We start from the raw sequence: 20964 nt of genomic DNA on the forward strand, positions 1-20964 counted from the left end.
TAATTAAGCCACAATAGTTTGTAAAGCACCCAAAGCCTGCTTTACAGTTTTAATATTATCAAAAGTCAACATTAAGCGTAAACCGTTCCGAGTTTGCTTTTCCTTCATTTTACAAGCATTTGGATGTGCTTGAACAAACTGCAGTACCTTGGTAAAATTGTTGCTTTGATAAAAACTACTTTGTTGGTCGTTAATAAAATAACCGAGGAGTTTTCCTTTTTTCATCACAACCTTTTCAAATCCAATTTTTGTGGCCAACCACTTTATTTGGACACTGTCTAACAAATCGGTCACTTGTTTTGGCAATTCCCCAAATCGGTCAATTAATTCCTTCTCAAAGGTAAACAATTCCGTTTCCGTTTTAAGGTCGTTAAGTTGGGTATAGAGATTTAGGCGTTCTGTAATGTTATTGATATAACTATCTGGGAAAAGCAACTCAAAATCGGAATCTATAGTAACATCTTTTACATAAATCTTATTTTCCTCAGGCTCGTTATAAAGGTCTTTGAATTCGTTTTCTTTTAACTCCTCTATGGCTTCGTTCAATATTTTCTGATAAGTATCAAACCCTATTTCATTGATAAACCCACTTTGCTCACCGCCCAATAAATCGCCAGCTCCACGAATTTCCAAATCTTTCATCGCGATGTTAAAACCACTGCCCAATTCTGTAAATTGTTCTAGTGCTGTAATGCGTTTTCGCGCATCTTCGGTCATTGCAGAATATTCGGGAGTTATAAAATAGCAGAAAGCTTTTTTGTTGCTTCGTCCAACTCGTCCGCGCATTTGGTGCAAATCGCTGAGTCCAAAATTATTGGCATTGTTGATGAAAATAGTGTTGGCGTTTGGCACATCCAATCCACTTTCTACAATAGTGGTGCTTACAAGCACATCAAAACCGCCATCCATAAAAGACAGCATGAGTTGTTCTAGTTTTTTACCATCCATTTGCCCATGCCCAATACCAATTTTAGCATCGGGCACCAACCGCTGGATCATGCCTGCCACTTCCTTAATATTTTCAATGCGGTTATGGATAAAGAAAATTTGGCCACCACGTTCAATTTCATAGCGGATGGCATCACGGATGGCTTCTTCATTAAAGCGGATAACATGGCTTTCAATGGGGTATCTGTTTGGCGGTGGCGTTGTGATAACTGATAAATCGCGCGCCGCCATTAAACTGAACTGAAGTGTTCTGGGGATTGGGGTTGCGGTTAAGGTTAAAACATCAACATTATCTTTTAAAGTTTTAAGTTTTTCTTTCACAGCCACGCCGAACTTTTGCTCTTCATCAACAATGAGCAGCCCTAAATCTCTAAACTTTACATTTTTATTTACCAGCTGATGCGTACCTATGATGATATCCACTTGGCCTTTTTCTAAAGCGTCCAAAGTTTCGCGTTTTTCTTTGGCCGTTCTAAATCGGTTTAGATAATCTACCGTTACCGGGAAATCCTTTAAACGTTGCCTAAACGTTCTTGAATGCTGATACGCCAAAATGGTTGTTGGTACGAGCACAGCAACCTGCTTCCCGTTGTCTACGGCCTTAAATGCCGCGCGAATTGCCACCTCGGTCTTACCAAAACCAACATCGCCACAAACCAGTCTATCCATCGGGCGTTCGCTTTCCATATCGATTTTAATGTCAGCAGTAGCCGTGCTTTGGTCTGGCGTATCTTCATAAATAAAGGATGCCTCCAACTCGTGTTGCATATAACTGTCTGGATTATATCGATAACCCTTTTCAGTTTTACGCTTTGCATAAAGTTTTATGAGATTAAAGGCTACATGCTTTACGCGCGACTTTGTTTTTTCCTTTAAGGTTTTCCATGCTTTGCTGCCAAGTTTGTAGATTTTTGGCGGCTTGCCATCTTTACCATTAAATTTTGTGATTTTATGAAGCGAATGGATACTTAAATATAAAACATCGCGCTCACCATAAATCAATTTAATGGCCTCTTGTTTCTTGCCCTCAACATCTATTTTTTGAAGCCCACCAAAACGCCCAATGCCATGATCAATATGGGTTACGTAATCGCCCATACTTAAATTTGTAAGTTCCTTTAAGGTAATGGCTTGCTTTTTGGCATATCCATTTTTTAAGTGGAATTTATGATAGCGTTCAAAAATTTGATGGTCAGTATAGCATACTATTTTGCCATCATGGTCAATAAACCCTTGATGCAAAGACAATAAAACGGTGTTATACGGACTAACGTCCAAATGCGAATCGTCAAAAATATCATGAAAACGCTTAGCCTGTTGTTCACTTACACATGCAATATAATTGGTGTAACCGCTTTTGTGGTTTTTATTTAAATCTTCTATTAAAAGATTGAATTGTTTGTTAAATGCGGGTTGCGGTGTGGTGCTAAATTCAATTTTATGTGCTGACTCACTTGTACTTGACATAACTGTTGTCGTGCCAAACTCAACTATTGAAAATTCCAGTAATTGTCTTTTTAGCAGGGTTGAATTACAAAATAATTCACTAGGAGTAGCATGTTTAATATCTATTGAAAGCTTTTTGAAAGCTTCTTCTGCCTTTGTATAAAAATCATCTATCCTATAGAAAAACAAATCAGCATTTTTTAACCAAACCACCGTTTTTTGAGCAACGTATTTTAAAAAACTCTGACGGCTTTCTTGCAACAATTTATTTGCTACGTTGGGAATGATGTTGATTTTCTTGGTCTGCTCAATAGACAGCTGTGTTTCTACATCAAAAGTTCTGATACTATCCACCTCCTCGCCAAAAAATTCAATACGGTAGGGTTCATCATGCGAAAATGAAAATACGTCTACAATACCACCACGTACGGAAAACTCTCCAGGCTCGGTAACAAAATCAACACGCTTAAACTGATATTCAAAAAGCACTTCATTTACAAAGTCAATGGACAGTTTATCTCCCAATGCTACCTTCAGGGTGCTCCGTTCTAGCTCTTTTCTAGTTACCACCTGCTCAAAAAGGGCATCAGGGTAAGTAACAATAATGGCAGGTTTTTTTTGCGAATTGATACGGTTTAAAACTTCGGCCCGAAGGAGTACATTAGCATTGTCTGTTTCCTCAATATCGTAAGGCCTGCGGTAGCTTCCGGGGTAAAACAGTACATCTTTATCATTACAAAGTTGTTCTAAATCATTTAAATAATGTGCGGCCTCTTCTTTATCATTAAAAATCAATAAAAATGGCTTTTCCGTTTCTTTAAAAACACTTGACACTACAAACGATAATGACGAACCAACTAAGCCTTTTAAAAACGTTTTGCTTTGAGGTTGGGCAATAGAAGTTTGCAGTTTTTGCGTTTGCAAAAACTGTGCATAGGTTTGCGAGAAGGCAGAATGACTCACCTAATTCTGTTTTGAGTTGCAAATATAATGTTTCGGATTGTTTTCTTTATTAATCTACAATTTAAATGTTTTGGTTCATTCCAACTTTGGCTTAGGGATAGAAATAGCATCCTTTAAAGCAAAACGCACTGCCAAATGGCAGTGCGTTTTGCTTTAAAGATATAATGGAAAGCCCGACCACGCAAAGGGGGTGGTAACGCCCAAAATAATTTTCTAAAAATTACAGGTTTCTATTTCTGACACACGAAGCGTGTTCACCATTCCTTTATCTTGAATTGGCATGGCCGCTAAGCTAATTAACATATCGCCAACATCAAGATAACCCATTTTACATGCAATGGCATTTACATCTTCTATAGTTTCATCTGTACTGACAAATTTATCGTAATAGAATGTACGAACACCCCATAGTAAACTCAATCGAGTTAAAATTCGCTTATTGGACGTAAACACCAAAATATGACAAGAAGGCCTCCAAGCTGAAATTTGAAATGCCGTATAACCACTATTGGTTAATGTTGAAATGGCTTTGGCATTAATTTCATTGGCCATATTTGCAGCATGATAACAAATAGACTTGGTTATATAACGATTGGTACGGATGTGCGGAGGCAATTGAGGCACCTTGATTAAGTCCGAATTTTCGACGCTTTTTAAGATGTCAGACATTTGCCTGATAACCTGAACAGGATATTTACCCACGGATGTTTCACCTGAGAGCATCACAGCATCTGCACCGTCCATAACAGAGTTTGCTACGTCGTTCACCTCAGCTCTTGTAGGTGTTAAACTGGTAATCATGGTTTCCATCATTTGGGTGGCAATAATCACCGGAATCCTTGCTTTTTTGGCGCGAAGCACCAATTGCTTTTGGATAAGTGGTACTTCTTGAGCTGGCACCTCAACCCCAAGGTCACCACGAGCAACCATTAAACCATCACAATGTGCTACAATTTTATCAATATTTTCAACAGCTTCCGGTTTTTCAATTTTGGCTACGATTGGTATTTTGTAATCACTGTGTGTTTTAATTAAATCTCGCAGTTGCATTAAATCCTCTGCATGTCGGACAAAAGACAACGCAATCCAATCTACATCTTGGCTTATGGCAAAAATGGCATCTTCAATATCCTTTTCCGTTAATGCTGGCTGCGAAATATTTGTATTGGGCAGGTTTACTCCTTTTTTTGATTTTAACGGACCACCTTGAATAACTTTTGCTTTTACTTCCGATTTTTTATCTGTTGATACAACTTCAAAAATTAATTTTCCATCATCCAAAAGAATCCGCTCACCTGGTTTTGCGTCCTGTGGAAACCTATCATAAGTCATATAAACACGCTCCTTGGTGCCTTCAAAGCGCTCGCCTGTGGCAAATATTATTTCGTCGCCTGATGCTACAACCACTTCTTCCTTCATTACACCCACACGAAGTTTTGGCCCCTGTAAATCGGCTAAAATAGCAGCCGTAAAACCAAATTCATCATTTAGTGACCGTATCATGTCAATACGTTCCTTTACATCATTGTAATCGGCATGGGAAAAGTTTATTCTAAATACATTCACGCCTTCTTCAAGCATACCTTTTAAAACTTCTCTGGTGCTTGTGGCAGGGCCAAGTGTTGCAACTATTTTGGTCTTTTTTCTAATTACTGCTGGCATTAGTTAAATATTAAATTGTCTTTAGATTTCAATTGATTAGAATCAATACTATAGGTTGTGGCAATTTGTGGTATGCTTAAAATACTGTCTAAAATATACTTCTCTTTAGTGAAACTGAATTCGCTATCTATTTTTAAAAAGTAATTTACTGTTTTATATTCTGGTAATAGATAATATATTTTTGTGATTTTTTCTTGATTGTTGAACAATAATCCGTAATTGGATTTTTGAAGTTCTTCGGTTCTACATATGTTAGAAACTAAACTCCATATTATCATCTGTTTCTCATCTTCCCATTCAAAAATTGAATATGCTGTTTTTCCACTGTTAACATCTATGTCTGATTTCCTCCTTGCCAATTTTGTTCCTAAATGTTTATTCAAAAGATAGGCCAACCGATAATCTTCAAGTCGGCAATGAATTGCCATTAACGTGAAAACGGCGTCATCAAAAGCATCATCAAGCACAAGTTTATGAACAGCCATAACCTATTTCAAAAATTTCGTAAATATAATATTATTAAAATTGTATCTTATTACGTTTGTGTCAATCTTGCTACGAAATATAACTAAAACGTTATAGTTAAAAAAGCATTATTTATACTATTTACACAAAGCTTAGCCTCGGCAAAAGCTCTAGATCATTTTTGACATTTTACTTTGGAACGCAAAAAAGGCGCGTTTTGAAGCTTTTTCCTCAGCCTTTTTTTTGGAAGTTGCCCTTGCTTTTGCAACAACTTTGTTGTCTATGGACAGTTTAACTGAAAAGTGACGAACATCATCATTTCCTGTATCTTCATAGACGTTATAGCCAAACGTTTTCTTTTCTTTTTGGCACCATTCAATAAGTAAACTTTTGTAGCTAATCACCTTACCTTCAAGCTTTTCAATATCCACATAAGGTATGATAACACGCTTAAAAATAAACTTTTCGCAGTACTTATAGCCCCGATCTAAGAAAATTGCCCCCACTAAAGCTTCAAATAGATTGCCATGAATGTTATCGCCAAATTGTCCAGCGGGAATTTTACTTTTTACTAAATCAATGAGCTTAAGCTCCTTTCCCAATTCATTTAAATGCTCTCTACTTACAACTTTCGAGCGCATTTTTGTTAAATAACCTTCATCTCCACTTGGCACTTCAAGATATAAATGCGACGCTATGACAGAACTTAGCATGGCATCTCCCAAAAACTCCAAGCGTTCGTAATTAAAAGGGTTTCCATAATCATCCTTAATGTTCATGGAACGGTGTGTGAATGCCTTTCTATAAAACTTAACTTGCTTCGGCTTGAACCCCAAAATTTTAGTTAACTCCATAAAAAAATTCCCGTTGCGTTTAAAACGGGAATTTAATATGTTACGAATGTTTTTCATTCGGGATTCAATCTATTTTCTTGAACAATACACAAGCGTTATGTCCGCCAAATCCAAATGTATTGCTCATTGCTACTTTTACGTCGCGCTTTTGAGCCTTGTTTAAGGTTAAATTTAATTCTGGATCAATGTTTTCATCTACCGTAGCATGGTTAATGGTTGGGGGCACAATGCCTTTTTCCATAGCCAATATAACCGAAATCGCCTCTATAGCTCCGGCTGCACCCAATAGGTGGCCAGTCATTGATTTTGTTGAATTGATATTTATATTTTTCGCGTGACTTCCAAATACTTCAGAAATTGCTTTTAGTTCTGCTACATCACCTAGAGGTGTTGATGTTCCATGCGTATTTATATGGTCTACATCTTCAGGCTTTAAGCCTGCATTCTCCAAGCAGTTTTTCATTACCGCTATTACACCAATTCCATCTGGATGCGGTGCCGTCATATGGTAAGCATCGGAAGATAATCCGCCCCCAATAAACTCAGCATATATTTTTGCTCCCCTTGCTTTAGCATGTTCATATTCTTCAAGTACTAGTGCTCCCGCACCCTCTCCAAGAACAAAACCATCTCTTGTTGCGTCAAACGGGCGAGAGGCTGTTTCTGGACTTTCATTTCTTGTAGATAAAGCATGCATGGCGTTAAAACCACCCATACCAGCAATGGTAACTGCCGCTTCACTTCCGCCTGTTACAACTACATCTGTATGTCCTAAACGTATAGAATTTAAGGCATCAAACATCGCATTGGCCGAAGATGCACAAGCCGAAACCGTGGTATAATTTGGACCCATAAAACCGTATTTTATGGAAATGTTACCTGGTGCAATATCAGCAATCATTTTTGGAATAAAGAAGGGGTTAAATCTTGGGGTACCGTCTCCTTCGGCAAAATTCATTACCTCATTTTGAAACGTTTCTAATCCTCCAATACCGGCTCCCCATATAACACCAACACGCAGTTTGTTAACCTCATCTAAATTTAGTTTGGCGTCCGCAATGGCTTCATCTGCAGCAACCATAGCATATTGCGCAAACTTGTCCATTTTTCTGGACTCCTTTCTATCAATAAATTCGGTAACGTCAAAGTTTTTCAATTCGCAGGCGAATTTTGTTTTAAACTTTTCGGTGTCATAATATGTTATAGGCGCAGCACCACTTTTACCACTTACCAAGCCTTCCCAATATTCATCTTTGGTATTGCCAATAGGTGTTAAAGCCCCCAATCCTGTGACTACAACTCGCTTTAATTCCATAAAGTATTTTTGCTTATTTTGCTCCTTCTATGTACGAAATAGCTTGACCAACTGTTGCAATGTTTTCTGCTTGGTCATCTGGAATTTGGATATCGAATTCTTTCTCGAATTCCATGATTAATTCTACAGTATCTAAAGAGTCTGCTCCTAAATCGTTTGTGAAGCTAGCTTCATTAACAACTTCGTTTTCATCAACTCCTAATTTGTCTACGATAATCGCTTTTACTCTTGATGCAATGTCTGACATAATCTTTTAATTTAAGGTTTTAATTAGTTGGCAAAAATAAAAAACTTTATTTTAAAACACACCTTTACTTTAAAAATGTGCATGTAATTTACTAAAATTACCTGTAAGTATTTATATAATACCTTCTAATTGTTAATAATTATTCTTTTTTTTGTTTGAATAAAATTAACACTATAGTCTGTTCATGAAATGAGCTTACGAATTTTGACAAACATTGTTGTAAATTTCAATTTGCGAATTGCATCTGACATTAATCCTTTAATAAAAACAAACAGATGAAACGTATTGTAATTTTTGCATCCGGAAGTGGCACTAATGCTGAAAATTTAATTAAGTTTTTTCACAACAGCGGTAATGTGTCTGTTATTCAAGTACTTACCAACAATCCTCATGCCAAAGTTTTAGAAAGGGCAAAAAGATTAAATGTTAGTGCTTTGTCTTTCAATAGAATAGCTCTATCAAAAACCAATGACGTGCTTAATATCTTAAAGGCTTCTGAGCCCGATTTAATAATCTTGGCGGGGTTTTTATGGAAATTTCCAGAGTTTATTTTGAATGAATTTCCAAATAAGGTTATAAACGTGCACCCTGCGATTTTACCAAAATTTGGAGGTAAAGGCATGTATGGCATGAACGTGCACCAAGCTGTGGTTGAAAATAAGGAAACAGAAACGGGCATTACCATACATTATGTAAATGAGCATTATGATGAGGGCGCCATAATATTTCAAGCTAAATGCGAAGTGTTGCCAACAGACTCTGCGGAAGATGTAGCGGCCAAAATTCATAAACTGGAAATGGAGCATTTTCCGAAGGTAGTTGAAAAGTTGCTAAATGAGTAAAAAGAAAAAGAAATATTATGCCGTTTGGAAAGGCCATAAAACTGGGGTATTTGAAAAATGGGATGACTGCAAAGCCCAAATAACCAATTTTGAAGGCGCCATTTATAAATCGTTTTCAACATTTGAAGCAGCAAAAACTGCGCTTAAAGGAAATCACAAAGACTATATTGGCAAGACATCAAAGTTTATAAGTGAACTTTCGGAGAATCAACTCAAAAGAATTGGGCAACCCAATTACAACTCCATTGCTGTTGATGCCGCTTCGAGCGGAAACCCAGGGGAAATGGAATACCGAGGCGTGGATACCAAAACCAAAAACCAACTTTTCATACAAGGCCCTTTTGAAGAAGGCACAAACAATATAGGGGAGTTCCTCGCCATTGTTCATGGCCTGGCTCTACTTAAAAAAAACAATAGCAACCGCATTATTTACACCGATTCTAAAACAGCCATTAGTTGGGTAAAGAAAAAAAATTGTAACACCAAGCTTGAACGAAATGATAAAAACAAAGCCTTGTTCGAGTTGGTAGATCGCGCAATCGACTGGTTAAAAAACAATAGCTATAATACTGTAATTGTAAAATGGGAAACCAAAGCTTGGGGTGAAATCCCTGCCGATTTTGGTCGAAAATAATACTTAATTTCTCCCACGATATATTACCTTTACCTAACAAAGTAACATTTTTAATCACTAAAATGTATTAGGTAAAATGCTCGAAAACAGACCTTCAAAATTAGGCAACTTGCTTTTAGAGATTGGCGTATTGCTCATGAGTTCTGGCGCAAATACGCATCGTATAAGAGTAACAATAAACAGAATAGCCGACTGCTACAATTACAAAACCGATTTTTTAATAACGCACCGTACAATAATTTTAACCTTAAAAGATGTAGAAGGTAACACTGCGTTTACACAACTTAAACAAACTAACACCTTAGTACCTAACTTCAGAATAGTTAGTGGTATTAGCAGGTTGAGTTGGAATTTAGTTGAAAACAAACTGCCAATCCAGTCCATTTGGGAAGAAATAAATCGATTAAAATCTCTGCCGCACTATCCAAGATTTATTGTATTGATTGTTGTGGCATTTGCATGTAGCTCATTTTGCAGATTAAGTGGTGGGGGGTTTTTAGATATGGGCATCGTTTTTATTTCCTCTTTTTCAGGATTGTTCTTAAAACAAGAAATGGCCAAGAAAAAAACAAACCCTTACATTGGTGTGCTTCTGGCTTCATTTTTCACCTCTTTGATTTCTGGCGGTATTTTGTTTTTTATGTCAAGTAACCAGCAAAGCATCATACTTGTAACATCCATATTGTATTTAATTCCAGGTATTCCATTAATTAATTCTATTACCGATATTCTAGATGGCTATTCATTAAATGGAATGATTAGAGGCGTAAATGGTACGGTAACTTCTTTTGCAATTGCTGCAGGTTTACTTTTGGCCATGTTAATTTTTAAAACCTTTTAATTATGGACATCTATGTTTTTCTTGAAAATTGGATTTGGTTTGGCTTTGCGGCTATCGGTTTTGCCATTTTGTTTAACGTTCCTCGAAGAACACTTTTGCCCATTTATTTCATGAGTGCGTTGGGGGGCCTTGTTAAATTATTTTTTTTGAGTTTAAATATTGGTGTGATAACAGCAACCCTTGTGGCCTCTATTTTAATTGGTTTTCTCAGCATCTATGCAGCCCATAGCAAGCACTCTCCTCCTTTTGTTTTTGCTATTCCTTCAGTAATTCCTATGGTGCCAGGCTCCTTTGCCTATTTTACCATGAGGGGTATTATTCGGCTTTCGTACAACAGCAACCCAGATAATTTTGTTGCATTGCTAAACGATACCACAACCAACGGATTCATGACCCTGTTTGTTTTAATGGCCATAACGCTTGGAGTCTCTGCCCCCATGCTGTTAACTCGAAGAGAATCAGCCAAACAAATAAAAGTTCCGATGCTAAAAAAAGAAGACAAAAATGCTGAATCTTACACCAAAAAAAAGGAGGATGGCATAAAATCACATCCCCCAATTTGTTGAATTGATAATAGCATTTATCTTTAAGACACTTCATTTTTTAAATGGTCACATTTTACTACTAATCGCCAAAATTTTAAGAGTTTATTGACTGAAAATAATATGGCATTAGTCTTTAAAAGAACTATATTTGCACAAAAATTACACAACCTTTCATGGGTAAATTAGTTATTGTTGGTACTGTTGCTTTTGATGCCATTGAAACACCTTTCGGAAAAACCGATAAAATTCTTGGCGGAGCAGCCACATACATCGGTCTTGCTGCCTCTCATTTTAATGTTGATGCCGCTGCTGTTTCTGTAGTTGGTGGCGATTTTCCTCAAAAATATTTAGACCTATTATCACATAACAAAATTGATGTTTCGGGCATAGAAGTTGTAAAGAAAGGCAAAACTTTTTTTTGGAGCGGACGTTATCATAACGACATGAACTCTCGTGATACCTTAACAACAGAATTAAATACCCTAGCTGATTTTAAGCCTGTTGTTCCTGATGATTACAAAGATGCGGCTGTGGTGATGTTAGGAAATCTGCATCCACTTGTACAATCCAGCGTTTTGGACCAAATGACCAAAAAACCAAAAATGGTTGTTTTGGATACCATGAATTTTTGGATGGATTGCGCTTTAGAAGATTTATTGAACATCATTAAACGGGTTAACGTTGTTACCATAAATGATGAAGAAGCCAGACAATTAACAGGCGAATATTCATTGGTTGTTGCGGCCAGAAAAATTCATGAAATGGGACCACAATATGTGGTAATTAAAAAAGGCGAACACGGGGCTTTGTTGTTTCACAATGACCATGTGTTTTACGCACCTGCCTTACCGCTAGAGGAAGTATTTGACCCCACAGGAGCGGGCGATACATTTGCTGGAGGATTTGCCGGATACATCGCAAAAACAGATGATGTTTCCTTCGAAAATATGAAAAATGCCGTAATATATGGCTCAACTTTAGCTTCGTTTTGTGTTGAAAAATTTGGCACTGAACGCATGCAAAATTTATCGCATGATGAAGTGCATAAACGATTATTGCAATTTAAGCAATTAACGCAATTTGAAATTGAACTAGGATAAACCAACGCGCCCAAAAATGGGTGCGTTTTAATTTAAAATAAAGCGCCAAAATGTGTTCTTTTTGGCATTAAAATTTAAAAGCAAAGCAAAAACATTTATTCTATGAGTGATGCTATAAAACACGAATGTGGAATTGCCGTAATTAGACTTTTAAAACCTTTGGAATATTACAAAGAAAAGTACGGCAGTGCATTTTATGGTGTAAACAAAATGTACCTCATGATGGAAAAACAGCACAATCGCGGTCAAGATGGTGCCGGTTTTGCCAGTATCAAACTCAACACCAAACCAGGCGAGCGTTATATAAGCCGTGTCCGTTCTGTTGCCCAACAGCCCATTCAAGATATTTTTGCGCAAATAAATGCACGGGTTAACAAAGAGTTTGAAGATCACCCAGAATACAAAGAAGATGTTGCTGCACAAAAACGAAATATTCCCTATATAGGTGAGGTGTTACTGGGGCATGTGCGTTACGGGACTTTTGGAAAGAACAGCGTAGAAAGTGTACATCCTTTTTTAAGGCAAAACAACTGGATGCACAGAAACCTGATTATGGCCGGTAACTTTAACATGACCAATGTTAAAGAGCTTTTTTCTAACCTTATTGAACTTGGTCAGCATCCAAAAGAATATACAGATACCATTACCATCATGGAAAAAATTGGTCATTTTTTGGATGATGCTGTTAGCAAAATTTATAAAGATTTAAAAAAGGAAGGCTACAATAAAAGAGAAGCATCACCATTAATAGCCGAACGATTAAAAGTTGGCAAAGTTTTGAAGCGAGCTGCAAAAAATTGGGATGGCGGTTACGCCATGGCAGGATTAATTGGGCATGGCGATTCGTTTGTACTAAGAGACCCTGCAGGTATCCGTCCGGCATACTACTACCAAGACGACGAAGTGGTTGTTGTGGCATCAGAACGCCCTGTAATACAAACTGTTTTTAATGTAAAGTTTGAAGATGTTGTGGAATTGCAGCCTGGCGAAGCCATTATTGTAAAGAAAAACGGCTCGGTTTATCTAAAACAAATTTTAGAACCTTTGGAAAGAAAAGCGTGTTCTTTTGAACGGATATATTTTTCAAGGGGAAGTGATGCGGAAATTTACCAAGAGCGGAAAATGCTCGGAAAACTGCTTATGCCTAAGGTGCTTGAAGCTATTGATAATGATACGAAAAACACCGTATTCTCATATATACCCAATACGGCTGAGACTTCGTTTTTTGGCATGATTGAAACAGCCGAGTCAGCTTTAAATAAGAATAAAACCGCCACTATTTTAAATGGGAAACGCAATATTTCCGCAGATAAAGTAACCGAAATTTTATCAGAAAGAATACGGGTTGAAAAAATTGCCATTAAAGATGTAAAATTAAGAACGTTCATTACAGAAGATAGTAGCCGCGACGATTTAGTAGCACACGTTTATGATATTACTTATGGTGTTATTAAACCGAACGACAACTTGGTAATTATTGACGACAGTATTGTTAGGGGCACCACCTTGAAAAAAAGTATCTTAAAAATGTTGGATCGCTTGAATCCTAAAAAGATTGTTGTCGTTTCTTCCGCGCCTCAAATCCGATATCCAGATTGCTACGGAATTGACATGGCGCGCCTAGAAGATTTGGTAGCATTCAGGGCTACATTGGCGTTATTAAAAGATGTAGGCAAGTATGATATTGTTAAAGATGTTTATGAGAAGTGTGTGACACAAACAGATTTGGAAGACAAATATGTGCAAAACTTTGTGAAGGAAATATACGACCCATTCACAGACGAGCAAATCTCAGATAAGATAGCGGAACTGTTGAGTGATAAATCTATAAATGCGGAAGTTAAAATCATTTTCCAGTCTGTAGAAAACTTGCATAAAGCTTGCCCAAAACACTTAGGCGATTGGTATTTTACAGGCAATTATCCAACCGTTGGAGGAAACAGGGTTGTTAACCGTGCCTTCATTAACTTTTACGAAGGCAATAAAGAACGTGCCTATTAATTACGAAATTAATAATTAAATTACGGATAAACGTAAAATACGCATTTCAACTTATAAATATGCGTTTCATCTAAAAAATATTCAGTTTATCTAAAATACACATAAATTCGTCTCTACCATAACATAAGTAGGTTAAGTTCATGGTAGATTTGGGGCAAAAAAAGGTGAACATCTGTTCGCCTTTTTTTATGCACATTTCTTTCTTGATTTTTATTTTTCTTCCCAAAAATTATTTCGTGAATAATACGGCAATTCCGTTTAAGCCAATATTTATGCGGTTTAACTAAAATATTTTAACAAACTCCTTTACCTTTATATCTTTGAACCACCATAACATAAGTAGGTTAAGTTTATGGTAGATTTGGGGCAAAAAGGTGAACTCTCGTTCACCTTTTTCATTTAACTACTTTTCGTGGTATTTTTCTTTAACCTTTGAGCATAAAAAAGCCCCGAAATTTTCATTTCAGGGCCATTCAATATTTAGAAGTATATGCTAATTACTTCGCTGCAGCATAACGTCTTTCAATTTCATTCCAGTTAATCACATTAAAAAATGCCTTAATATAATCTGGACGACGATTTTGGTAGTTTAAATAATAAGCATGTTCCCAAACATCTAATCCTAAAATTGGAAATCCGCCACAGCCAATTCCTGGCATTATTGGGTTGTCTTGGTTTGCAGTAGAACAAATTTCTACTTTTCCTCCTTTATGAACACACAGCCATGCCCAACCAGAACCAAATCTGGTTGCAGCAGCTTTACTAAACGCTTCAATAAAAGCATCTTTTGAACCGTAAGCAGCCTCAATGGCATCTTTAAGCTCACCTGAAAGGTAGCCTCTGTCTTCTGGATTCATCACCGTCCAAAACAAAGAGTGGTTGTAAAAACCTCCACCATTATTTCTAACAGCAGCATTATTCATATCTAAATTCTCAAGAATGTCTTCTATAGATTTACCCGCCAAAGCAGTACCTTCAATAGCAGCATTTAAGTTATTGGTATACCCTTGGTGGTGTTTGGTATGGTGTATTTCCATAGTTCGTGCATCAATGTGCGGCTCTAAAGCATCATAATTGTATCCTAATTTCGGTAATTCGAAAGCCATAATTTTTTGTTTTAATGTATTAATATTTAATTTCCTTCAAATTTACGCATAAAACGGCTCAATAAAAAATAATAAATTGTTATGAAACCATTGATAGTTTTTATCTTGTAACAAATAAAACTTAATGCCTAAAAATCTTCCATTTTCAATATATAATGCCTCTGCGGGAAGCGGTAAAACCTATACTCTTGTAAAGGAATATTTAAAGATTTTATTCCAATCCAATCGCCCCGATGAATTTAAGCGCATTTTGGCCATTACCTTTACAAATAAGGCCGTTGGCGAGATGAAGGAACGGATAATTGACACTTTAAAAATATTTTCCGACACCTCGATTTTTGATTTAAACAACAGCATGTTTACAACCATTTGCAAGGATTTGCAGATGGAACCAAAAACGCTTCATGAAAAATCTAAACTTCTGCTGAATACCATCTTGCACAATTATGCGGCGTTTGACATTTCAACTATTGATGGTTTTACCCACAAACTCATTAGGACTTTTGCTTACGATTTAAAATTGCCCCTAAATTTTCAAGTTGAATTAGACCAAGATGCACTTTTGAACGAAGCCGTAGATAGCCTAATTGCCAAAGCAGGTACCAACGAAACCCTAACAAATGTTTTGGTGGACTTTGCCATTGAAAAAGCCGATGATGACAAAAGCTGGGATGTTTCATACGATTTCAATAAAATTGCCAAGTTGCTGGTAAGTGAAAATGACATTCCGTTTATAGAAAAACTAAAAGACAAAACACTAGAGGATTTTAAGGTGCTTAAAATCCAATTGAAAAAAGAAATTGCAGCAGTTGAAAAAAGCATTATTGAAAACGCGCAAATTGTCTTAACGCTGATTGGTCAGGCTAGTTTGCAATTTGACGACTTTTCAGGTAGTTATCTTCCTAAGCATTTTCAAAAATTAGCGGATGGTTTTTTTGATTTAAATTTTGACGCCAAATGGCAAGAAGATATTGAATCTAAAACTTTGTATCCAAAACGGGTTAGTGACCATATTGCATCGATTATAGAACAAATACAACCTCAAATTGCTCAATCATTTACTCTAACCAAACAAGCTGTTTTTCATTTAAAATTCTTAAAAAATTTCTACAGAAACATTACGCCGCTATCGGTTTTAAATGCGATTAACAATGAGCTGAATACTTTGAAAACCGAACAAAACAAAATGCTTATTTCAGAGTTCAATTCAATTATAAGTAATGAAATAAGAGAGCAGCCAACACCTTTTATTTACGAACGCATCGGCGAAAAATTTAAACATTACTTTATTGATGAGTTTCAGGACACATCGGTGCTTCAATGGAAAAATTTAATTCCGTTACTTAACAATGCTCTTTCATCAGAAAACGGAAGCGCCATGTTGGTGGGCGACGCAAAACAAGCTATTTATAGATGGCGGGGTGGCAAGGCCGAACAATTTATTGGGCTTTTTGACAACAACAACCCTTTTCATGTTGAAAAACAAGTAGAAAACCTTCCAGCCAATTACAGAAGTTTTAATGAAATTGTGAACTTCAACAATGGTTTTTTTGAGTTTTTGGCGAATCAGGTTTTTACAAATAACAGTTACAAACAGTTGTACCAAAGTGCAAACCAAGAAAACACCAAAAACCAGGAAGGTTATGTAGAATTATCTTTTTTAGACATAGCAAAAGATGATGCAAGGGATGAAGTTTTTCCAGAATACATCCTGCAAACCATAAAAAAATGTTTAGAAAACGGTTACAAGCTTGAAGATATTTGCGTTTTGGTACGGAAGAAAAAAGAAGGCGTGGCTGTTGCCAATTATTTAACGCAAAATAATATTTCGGTTATTTCCTCCGAAACTTTGCTTTTGAGCAATGCAACGGAAGTGGCTTTTGTCAATGATTTTTTAAGCCTTTTAATCCAACCCAAAAACAACGAAATAAAAATTAAGGTCTTAAATTATTCGGCCGAACTTTTTGGTATTAAGGATAAGCACGGTTTTTTCACTAATCACATCAATTTATCGGTTTCAGAATTGTTTAAAAGACTTGAAGTCTTCGGCGTTTACTTTAACCTTGATGTGCTGTTGCAACTTCCTCTATACGATTTGGCGGAAAACGTTGTGAGAAGCTTCAATTTAGTTGAAAACTCGAATGCCTACGTTCAATTTTATTTGGATGTCGTTCTTGATTTTTCGCAGAAAAAGGGCTCAGACATTGCTAGTTTTTTAGATTATTTTGAAAAAAAGAAAGATAGTTTAAGCGTGGTTTCCCCATCAGGGCAAAATGCAGTTCAGATTATGACTATCCATAAATCTAAAGGTCTGGAATTCCCTGTGGTTATTTTCCCATATGCCGATTTGGATATTTATCGGGAATTGGAGCCCAAAGAATGGTTTAAAATAAACGAAGAACACTACAATGGTTTTTCGTATGCGCTTTTAAACTACACTAAAGACTTTGAGCATTTTGGTGAAGAAGGTTTGAACATTTTTAATAAGCACCAATCTGAGTTGGAATTGGACAACATTAACCTACTATATGTGGTTTTAACCCGTGCCGTGGAACAGTTGTTCGTCATCTCATCAAAAGAGATTAACTCAAAAGGCGAACTAAACATAAAAAAATATTCAGGTTTATTGATTAGTTATTTACAGCATTTGGGCGTTTGGAAAGATTCGGAATTTACATATAGCTTCGGAAATTTTAAAAAAACTTCAGTAGAAACAAAACCAAAAAAGAAAACTCTTTTTCAGCAAGAATTCATTTCAACAGCCAAAGAACAGCATAATATTAAAGTTGTTACCAAGTCCAGCTATTTGTGGAATACTGAGCAGGAACAAGCAATTGAAAAGGGGAATCTTGTGCACGATATTATGGCTAAAATTAAAACCTTGAATGATGTTGATTTTGTTATACGAGATTTTCTTGACAAATCCATTATAGATAGTAATCAAGCCTCACAATTAAAACAAATTGTAGTGCAAATTATTGAACACCCTAAGCTTCAAGACTATTTTAATTCAACCTATACCAGCTATAACGAGCGCGACATCATTTCTAAAGATGGCACTATTTTGAGACCGGACAAGGTTGCTATAAATCCCAATAATGAAGCTGTTATAATTGACTATAAAACCGGGATTGAAGACAAAAAACACGCTCAGCAATTGCAACTTTATCAAGATATTTTGGAGGAAATGAGTTTTAATGTCAAAAAGAAAATTCTTGTGTACATAAATGAGGATATAAAGATAAAAGATGCTTAAATTTGCAAAAAACGCAATAAAATGTACGGAAAACTGAAAAATCATTTGCAAAAAGAACTTCAAGACATAAAAGATAATGGACTCTATAAAGAAGAACGCATCATTACTTCTGCCCAAGGCGCAGAAATAACTTTAAGCACTGGCGAAACGGTTTTAAACTTTTGTGCCAATAATTACTTGGGGCTTTCATCACATCCGAATGTTATTCAGGCTGCGAAAGATACGATGGACACTTACGGTTTTGGGATGAGTTCGGTACGCTTTATCTGCGGTACGCAAGATATTCACAAAGAACTAGAACAAAAAATAGCTGATTTTTACCAAACCGAAGACACTATTTTATACGCAGCTGCTTTTGATGCCAACGGCGGAGTTTTTGAACCCCTTCTGGAAAAGGAAGATGCTATCATTTCAGATTCCTTAAATCACGCTTCCATCATCGATGGTGTAAGGTTGTGCAAAGCCTCGAGGTATCGTTATGAAAATAACAACATGGACGATTTGGAAAAACAACTCATTGATGCCAATAAAAATGATGCCCGATTTATAATTATTGTTACTGATGGCGTGTTTTCAATGGATGGGCTATTGGCGCCATTAGATAAGATTTGTGATTTAGCCGAAAAATATGATGCTTTGGTAATGGTTGATGAATGCCATGCCACAGGCTTCATTGGTGCAACTGGCAGAGGTACGCTTGAAGAAAAAGGGGTATTGAACAGAATTGATATAATAACTGGAACTCTAGGAAAAGCGCTTGGGGGCGCTATGGGTGGCTATACTACAGGGAAAAAAGAAATCATTGATATGCTACGTCAACGTTCCAGACCCTATTTATTTTCCAACTCCTTGGCTCCCGCTATAGTAGGAGCGACTATTAAAGTTTTTGAAATGCTTTCTAACAACACACAATTAAGAGACACTCTAGAGTGGAATACGAATTACTTTAAAGAAGGCATGAAAAAAGCTGGTTTTGATATTATTGATGGCGACTCTGCAATTGTTCCTGTTATGCTATATGACGCCAAACTATCGCAAACTATGGCAAATATGCTTTTAGCGGAAGGTATTTATGTCATAGGCTTCTTTTTCCCTGTTGTGCCAAAAGAAAAAGCGAGAATTCGTGTTCAATTATCTGCAGCACACACAAAACTTCAGCTTGATAAAGCTCTTAATGCATTCATAAAGGTTGGGAAAGCCCTCAATATTATCTAAAATCGTTCTGAACAATCGATGAATAAACGAAATGTAGTATTTTTTTATATATTTGTCTTTGTTAATAACATTTAACAACTTACATTTGTTTACAATTAACACTTAAAAATTAAACTTTTGAATATGAAAAATCTTAGCAGATTATTGTTAGCTATGTTGCTTGTACTTGGTTATAGCAGCGTAAATGCACAAGACGAAAACAATCCATGGCAAATTACCATAGGAGCAAACGCAGTTGACGCTTTCCCTTCAGGAGACGGCGTGCAAGGTAATGCCTATTTAGGTAGTTCTATCGGTGATGAATTCTTCAACGTTACTGACCACTGGAACATTTTACCTTCTTTATCAACTATCTCTGTAGCAAAATACATGGGCAGTGGTTTTTCACTTGGAATTGCTGGATCAATCAACAAAATAGAAAAATGGGGGGATCAAGCTAACACTGTTCCTGAACAAGTGAATGAGGTTGACGATTTATCATACTACGGAGTAGATGGTACTATTAAATATAACTTTTTACAAGGCACTACCCTTGATCCTTACTTAGGTGTAGGTGGTGGTTACACTTGGATTGACGAAATAGGCGCTGGTACTGTCAATGGTACTTTAGGTTTAAATGTTTGGTTTAGCGAAAATGTTGGTTTAACATTACAAACTGCTTACAAACATGCTTTCGAAGATTATTTACAAACCCATTTCCAACACACAATTGGTGTTTCAATTAAATTTGGTGGCACTGATACTGATGGTGATGGTATTTATGATAAAGATGATGCTTGTCCAGATGTTCCTGGTCTTGAAGCATTCAACGGATGTCCAGATACTGATGGTGATGGCATAGAAGACAGTAAAGATGATTGTCCGAACGAAGCTGGTTTAGCTGAGCTTAATGGATGTCCTGATTCTGATGGCGATGGTGTTGCCGATAACAAAGATAACTGTCCTACTGTAGCTGGTTTGGCTGCTCTAGCGGGTTGTCCAGATGCTGATGGCGACGGTGTTACTGATGCCGACGATAAATGTCCAAATGAAGCTGGTCCTGCTGCAAACAGTGGTTGTCCTTGGCCAGATACTGATGGTGATGGCGTTTTAGACAAAGACGATAAATGTCCTGAGGTTAAAGGTACTGTTGCTAACGACGGTTGTCCTGAAGTATCTGCAGAAGTGCAAAAAACACTTAATGAGTATGCTAAAACAATCTTGTTTGATTCAGGAAAATCAACTATTAAAAAACAATCAGCTGAAGTATTAGGCGATATTATCAAAATTCTTAAAGAATATCCAAATTCTAAATTTACAGTTGAAGGTCACACAGATAGCGTAGGTAGCGAAACATTAAACCAAAGACTATCGGATGCTAGAGCAAACGCTGTTAAAGAATACTTGGTTGAAAATGGTATTGATGCATTCAGATTATCTGCTCTTGGTTATGGAGAGTCTAAACCAATTGATTCTAACAACACTAGAGCTGGTAGAGCTAACAACAGACGTGTAGAAATTAACTTATCTAAATAAGATTAGTTA

General features: G+C 36.5%; 16 protein-coding genes. 9 read left to right on the forward strand and 7 right to left on the reverse strand.

The genetic code is table 11. From position 1 onward, the window contains the following. Positions 1-3 precede the first annotated feature (3 nt). From mfd to ACB104_RS05420, 6 genes are all read right to left on the reverse strand, one after another. On the reverse strand, positions 4-3357 hold the full coding sequence (gene mfd / locus ACB104_RS05395; RefSeq protein WP_370477260.1) for a transcription-repair coupling factor: 3354 nt from the start codon (positions 3355-3357) through the stop codon (positions 4-6). 213 nt (positions 3358-3570) lie between these two features. Next, entirely contained in the window at positions 3571-5019 is a 1449-nt protein-coding gene (gene pyk, locus ACB104_RS05400) for a pyruvate kinase (protein WP_370477261.1), read from the reverse strand. Then, on the reverse strand, positions 5019-5504 hold the full coding sequence (locus tag ACB104_RS05405) for an IPExxxVDY family protein (RefSeq protein WP_370477262.1): 486 nt from the start codon (positions 5502-5504) through the stop codon (positions 5019-5021). The genes pyk and ACB104_RS05405 overlap by 1 nt, the downstream gene beginning before the upstream one ends. Before the next feature lie 150 nt (positions 5505-5654). After that, complete coding sequence (gene rnc, locus ACB104_RS05410) at positions 5655-6395, reverse strand: ribonuclease III (protein WP_370477263.1); 741 nt, start codon at positions 6393-6395, stop codon at positions 5655-5657. A gap of 7 nt (positions 6396-6402) precedes the next feature. Beyond that, positions 6403-7653, reverse strand: a complete 1251-nt coding sequence (gene fabF, locus ACB104_RS05415) for a beta-ketoacyl-ACP synthase II (RefSeq protein WP_370477264.1) — start codon at positions 7651-7653, stop codon at positions 6403-6405. Between the two features lie 13 nt (positions 7654-7666). Next, the gene (locus ACB104_RS05420; RefSeq protein ID WP_370477265.1) at positions 7667-7900 is read right to left on the reverse strand and encodes an acyl carrier protein; all 234 of its coding nucleotides are present in this window, start codon (positions 7898-7900) and stop codon (positions 7667-7669) included. A 275-nt stretch (positions 7901-8175) separates the two neighbouring features. Here ACB104_RS05420 and purN point away from each other — a divergent pair, with 275 nt between their 5' ends. The 6 genes from purN (at position 8176) to ACB104_RS05450 (ending at position 13863) form a co-directional block, all read left to right on the forward strand. Beyond that, the gene (purN, locus tag ACB104_RS05425) at positions 8176-8742 is read left to right on the forward strand and encodes a phosphoribosylglycinamide formyltransferase (RefSeq protein WP_370477266.1); all 567 of its coding nucleotides are present in this window, start codon (positions 8176-8178) and stop codon (positions 8740-8742) included. Continuing rightward, a complete protein-coding gene (locus ACB104_RS05430) occupies positions 8735-9376 on the forward strand; it encodes a ribonuclease H1 domain-containing protein (protein WP_370477267.1) in 642 nt (213 codons plus the stop codon). Before purN ends, ACB104_RS05430 begins: the two co-directional genes overlap by 8 nt. 76 nt (positions 9377-9452) lie before the next feature. Next, a complete protein-coding gene (locus tag ACB104_RS05435; protein WP_370477268.1) occupies positions 9453-10217 on the forward strand; it encodes a threonine/serine exporter family protein in 765 nt (254 codons plus the stop codon). A 2-nt stretch (positions 10218-10219) separates the two neighbouring features. Continuing rightward, complete coding sequence (locus ACB104_RS05440; protein ID WP_370477269.1) at positions 10220-10783, forward strand: threonine/serine exporter family protein; 564 nt, start codon at positions 10220-10222, stop codon at positions 10781-10783. A 152-nt stretch (positions 10784-10935) separates the two neighbouring features. Further along, entirely contained in the window at positions 10936-11862 is a 927-nt protein-coding gene (locus ACB104_RS05445; RefSeq protein WP_370477270.1) for a PfkB family carbohydrate kinase, read from the forward strand. A 102-nt stretch (positions 11863-11964) separates the two neighbouring features. Continuing rightward, entirely contained in the window at positions 11965-13863 is a 1899-nt protein-coding gene (locus ACB104_RS05450; RefSeq protein WP_370477271.1) for an amidophosphoribosyltransferase, read from the forward strand. 497 nt (positions 13864-14360) lie between these two features. Here the strand turns inward: ACB104_RS05450 and ACB104_RS05455 are convergent, their stop codons facing one another. Further along, positions 14361-14969: a superoxide dismutase gene (locus tag ACB104_RS05455; protein ID WP_370477272.1), complete on the reverse strand. Its 609-nt coding sequence runs from the start codon at positions 14967-14969 to the stop codon at positions 14361-14363. A gap of 124 nt (positions 14970-15093) precedes the next feature. On the opposite strand from ACB104_RS05455, the gene ACB104_RS05460 reads away from it, so the two are divergent. The 3 genes from ACB104_RS05460 (at position 15094) to ACB104_RS05470 (ending at position 20955) form a co-directional block, all read left to right on the forward strand. After that, positions 15094-18225, forward strand: a complete 3132-nt coding sequence (locus ACB104_RS05460) for a UvrD-helicase domain-containing protein (RefSeq protein ID WP_370477273.1) — start codon at positions 15094-15096, stop codon at positions 18223-18225. A 21-nt stretch (positions 18226-18246) separates the two neighbouring features. Then, positions 18247-19440, forward strand: coding sequence for a glycine C-acetyltransferase (gene kbl, locus ACB104_RS05465; RefSeq protein ID WP_370477274.1), 1194 nt, complete (start codon positions 18247-18249; stop codon positions 19438-19440). Between the two features lie 123 nt (positions 19441-19563). After that, the gene (locus ACB104_RS05470; RefSeq protein WP_370477275.1) at positions 19564-20955 is read left to right on the forward strand and encodes an OmpA family protein; all 1392 of its coding nucleotides are present in this window, start codon (positions 19564-19566) and stop codon (positions 20953-20955) included. Positions 20956-20964 lie beyond the last annotated feature (9 nt).

It is taken from the genome of Tamlana flava, from assembly GCF_041287255.1.
Lineage (GTDB): Bacteria > Bacteroidota > Bacteroidia > Flavobacteriales > Flavobacteriaceae > Tamlana > Tamlana flava.

Coding starts and splice junctions, on each gene's coding strand:
- pyk (WP_370477261.1), bottom strand. CDS start 5,019: ATGCCAGCAGTAATTAGAAAAAAGACCAAAATAGTTGCAACACTTGGC.
- ACB104_RS05405 (WP_370477262.1), bottom strand. CDS start 5,504: ATGGCTGTTCATAAACTTGTGCTTGATGATGCTTTTGATGACGCCGTT.
- rnc (WP_370477263.1), bottom strand. CDS start 6,395: ATGAAAAACATTCGTAACATATTAAATTCCCGTTTTAAACGCAACGGG.
- fabF (WP_370477264.1), bottom strand. CDS start 7,653: ATGGAATTAAAGCGAGTTGTAGTCACAGGATTGGGGGCTTTAACACCT.
- ACB104_RS05420 (WP_370477265.1), bottom strand. CDS start 7,900: ATGTCAGACATTGCATCAAGAGTAAAAGCGATTATCGTAGACAAATTA.
- purN (WP_370477266.1), top strand. CDS start 8,176: ATGAAACGTATTGTAATTTTTGCATCCGGAAGTGGCACTAATGCTGAA.
- ACB104_RS05430 (WP_370477267.1), top strand. CDS start 8,735: ATGAGTAAAAAGAAAAAGAAATATTATGCCGTTTGGAAAGGCCATAAA.
- ACB104_RS05435 (WP_370477268.1), top strand. CDS start 9,453: ATGCTCGAAAACAGACCTTCAAAATTAGGCAACTTGCTTTTAGAGATT.
- ACB104_RS05440 (WP_370477269.1), top strand. CDS start 10,220: ATGGACATCTATGTTTTTCTTGAAAATTGGATTTGGTTTGGCTTTGCG.
- ACB104_RS05445 (WP_370477270.1), top strand. CDS start 10,936: ATGGGTAAATTAGTTATTGTTGGTACTGTTGCTTTTGATGCCATTGAA.
- ACB104_RS05450 (WP_370477271.1), top strand. CDS start 11,965: ATGAGTGATGCTATAAAACACGAATGTGGAATTGCCGTAATTAGACTT.
- ACB104_RS05455 (WP_370477272.1), bottom strand. CDS start 14,969: ATGGCTTTCGAATTACCGAAATTAGGATACAATTATGATGCTTTAGAG.
- ACB104_RS05460 (WP_370477273.1), top strand. CDS start 15,094: ATGCCTAAAAATCTTCCATTTTCAATATATAATGCCTCTGCGGGAAGC.
- kbl (WP_370477274.1), top strand. CDS start 18,247: ATGTACGGAAAACTGAAAAATCATTTGCAAAAAGAACTTCAAGACATA.
- ACB104_RS05470 (WP_370477275.1), top strand. CDS start 19,564: ATGAAAAATCTTAGCAGATTATTGTTAGCTATGTTGCTTGTACTTGGT.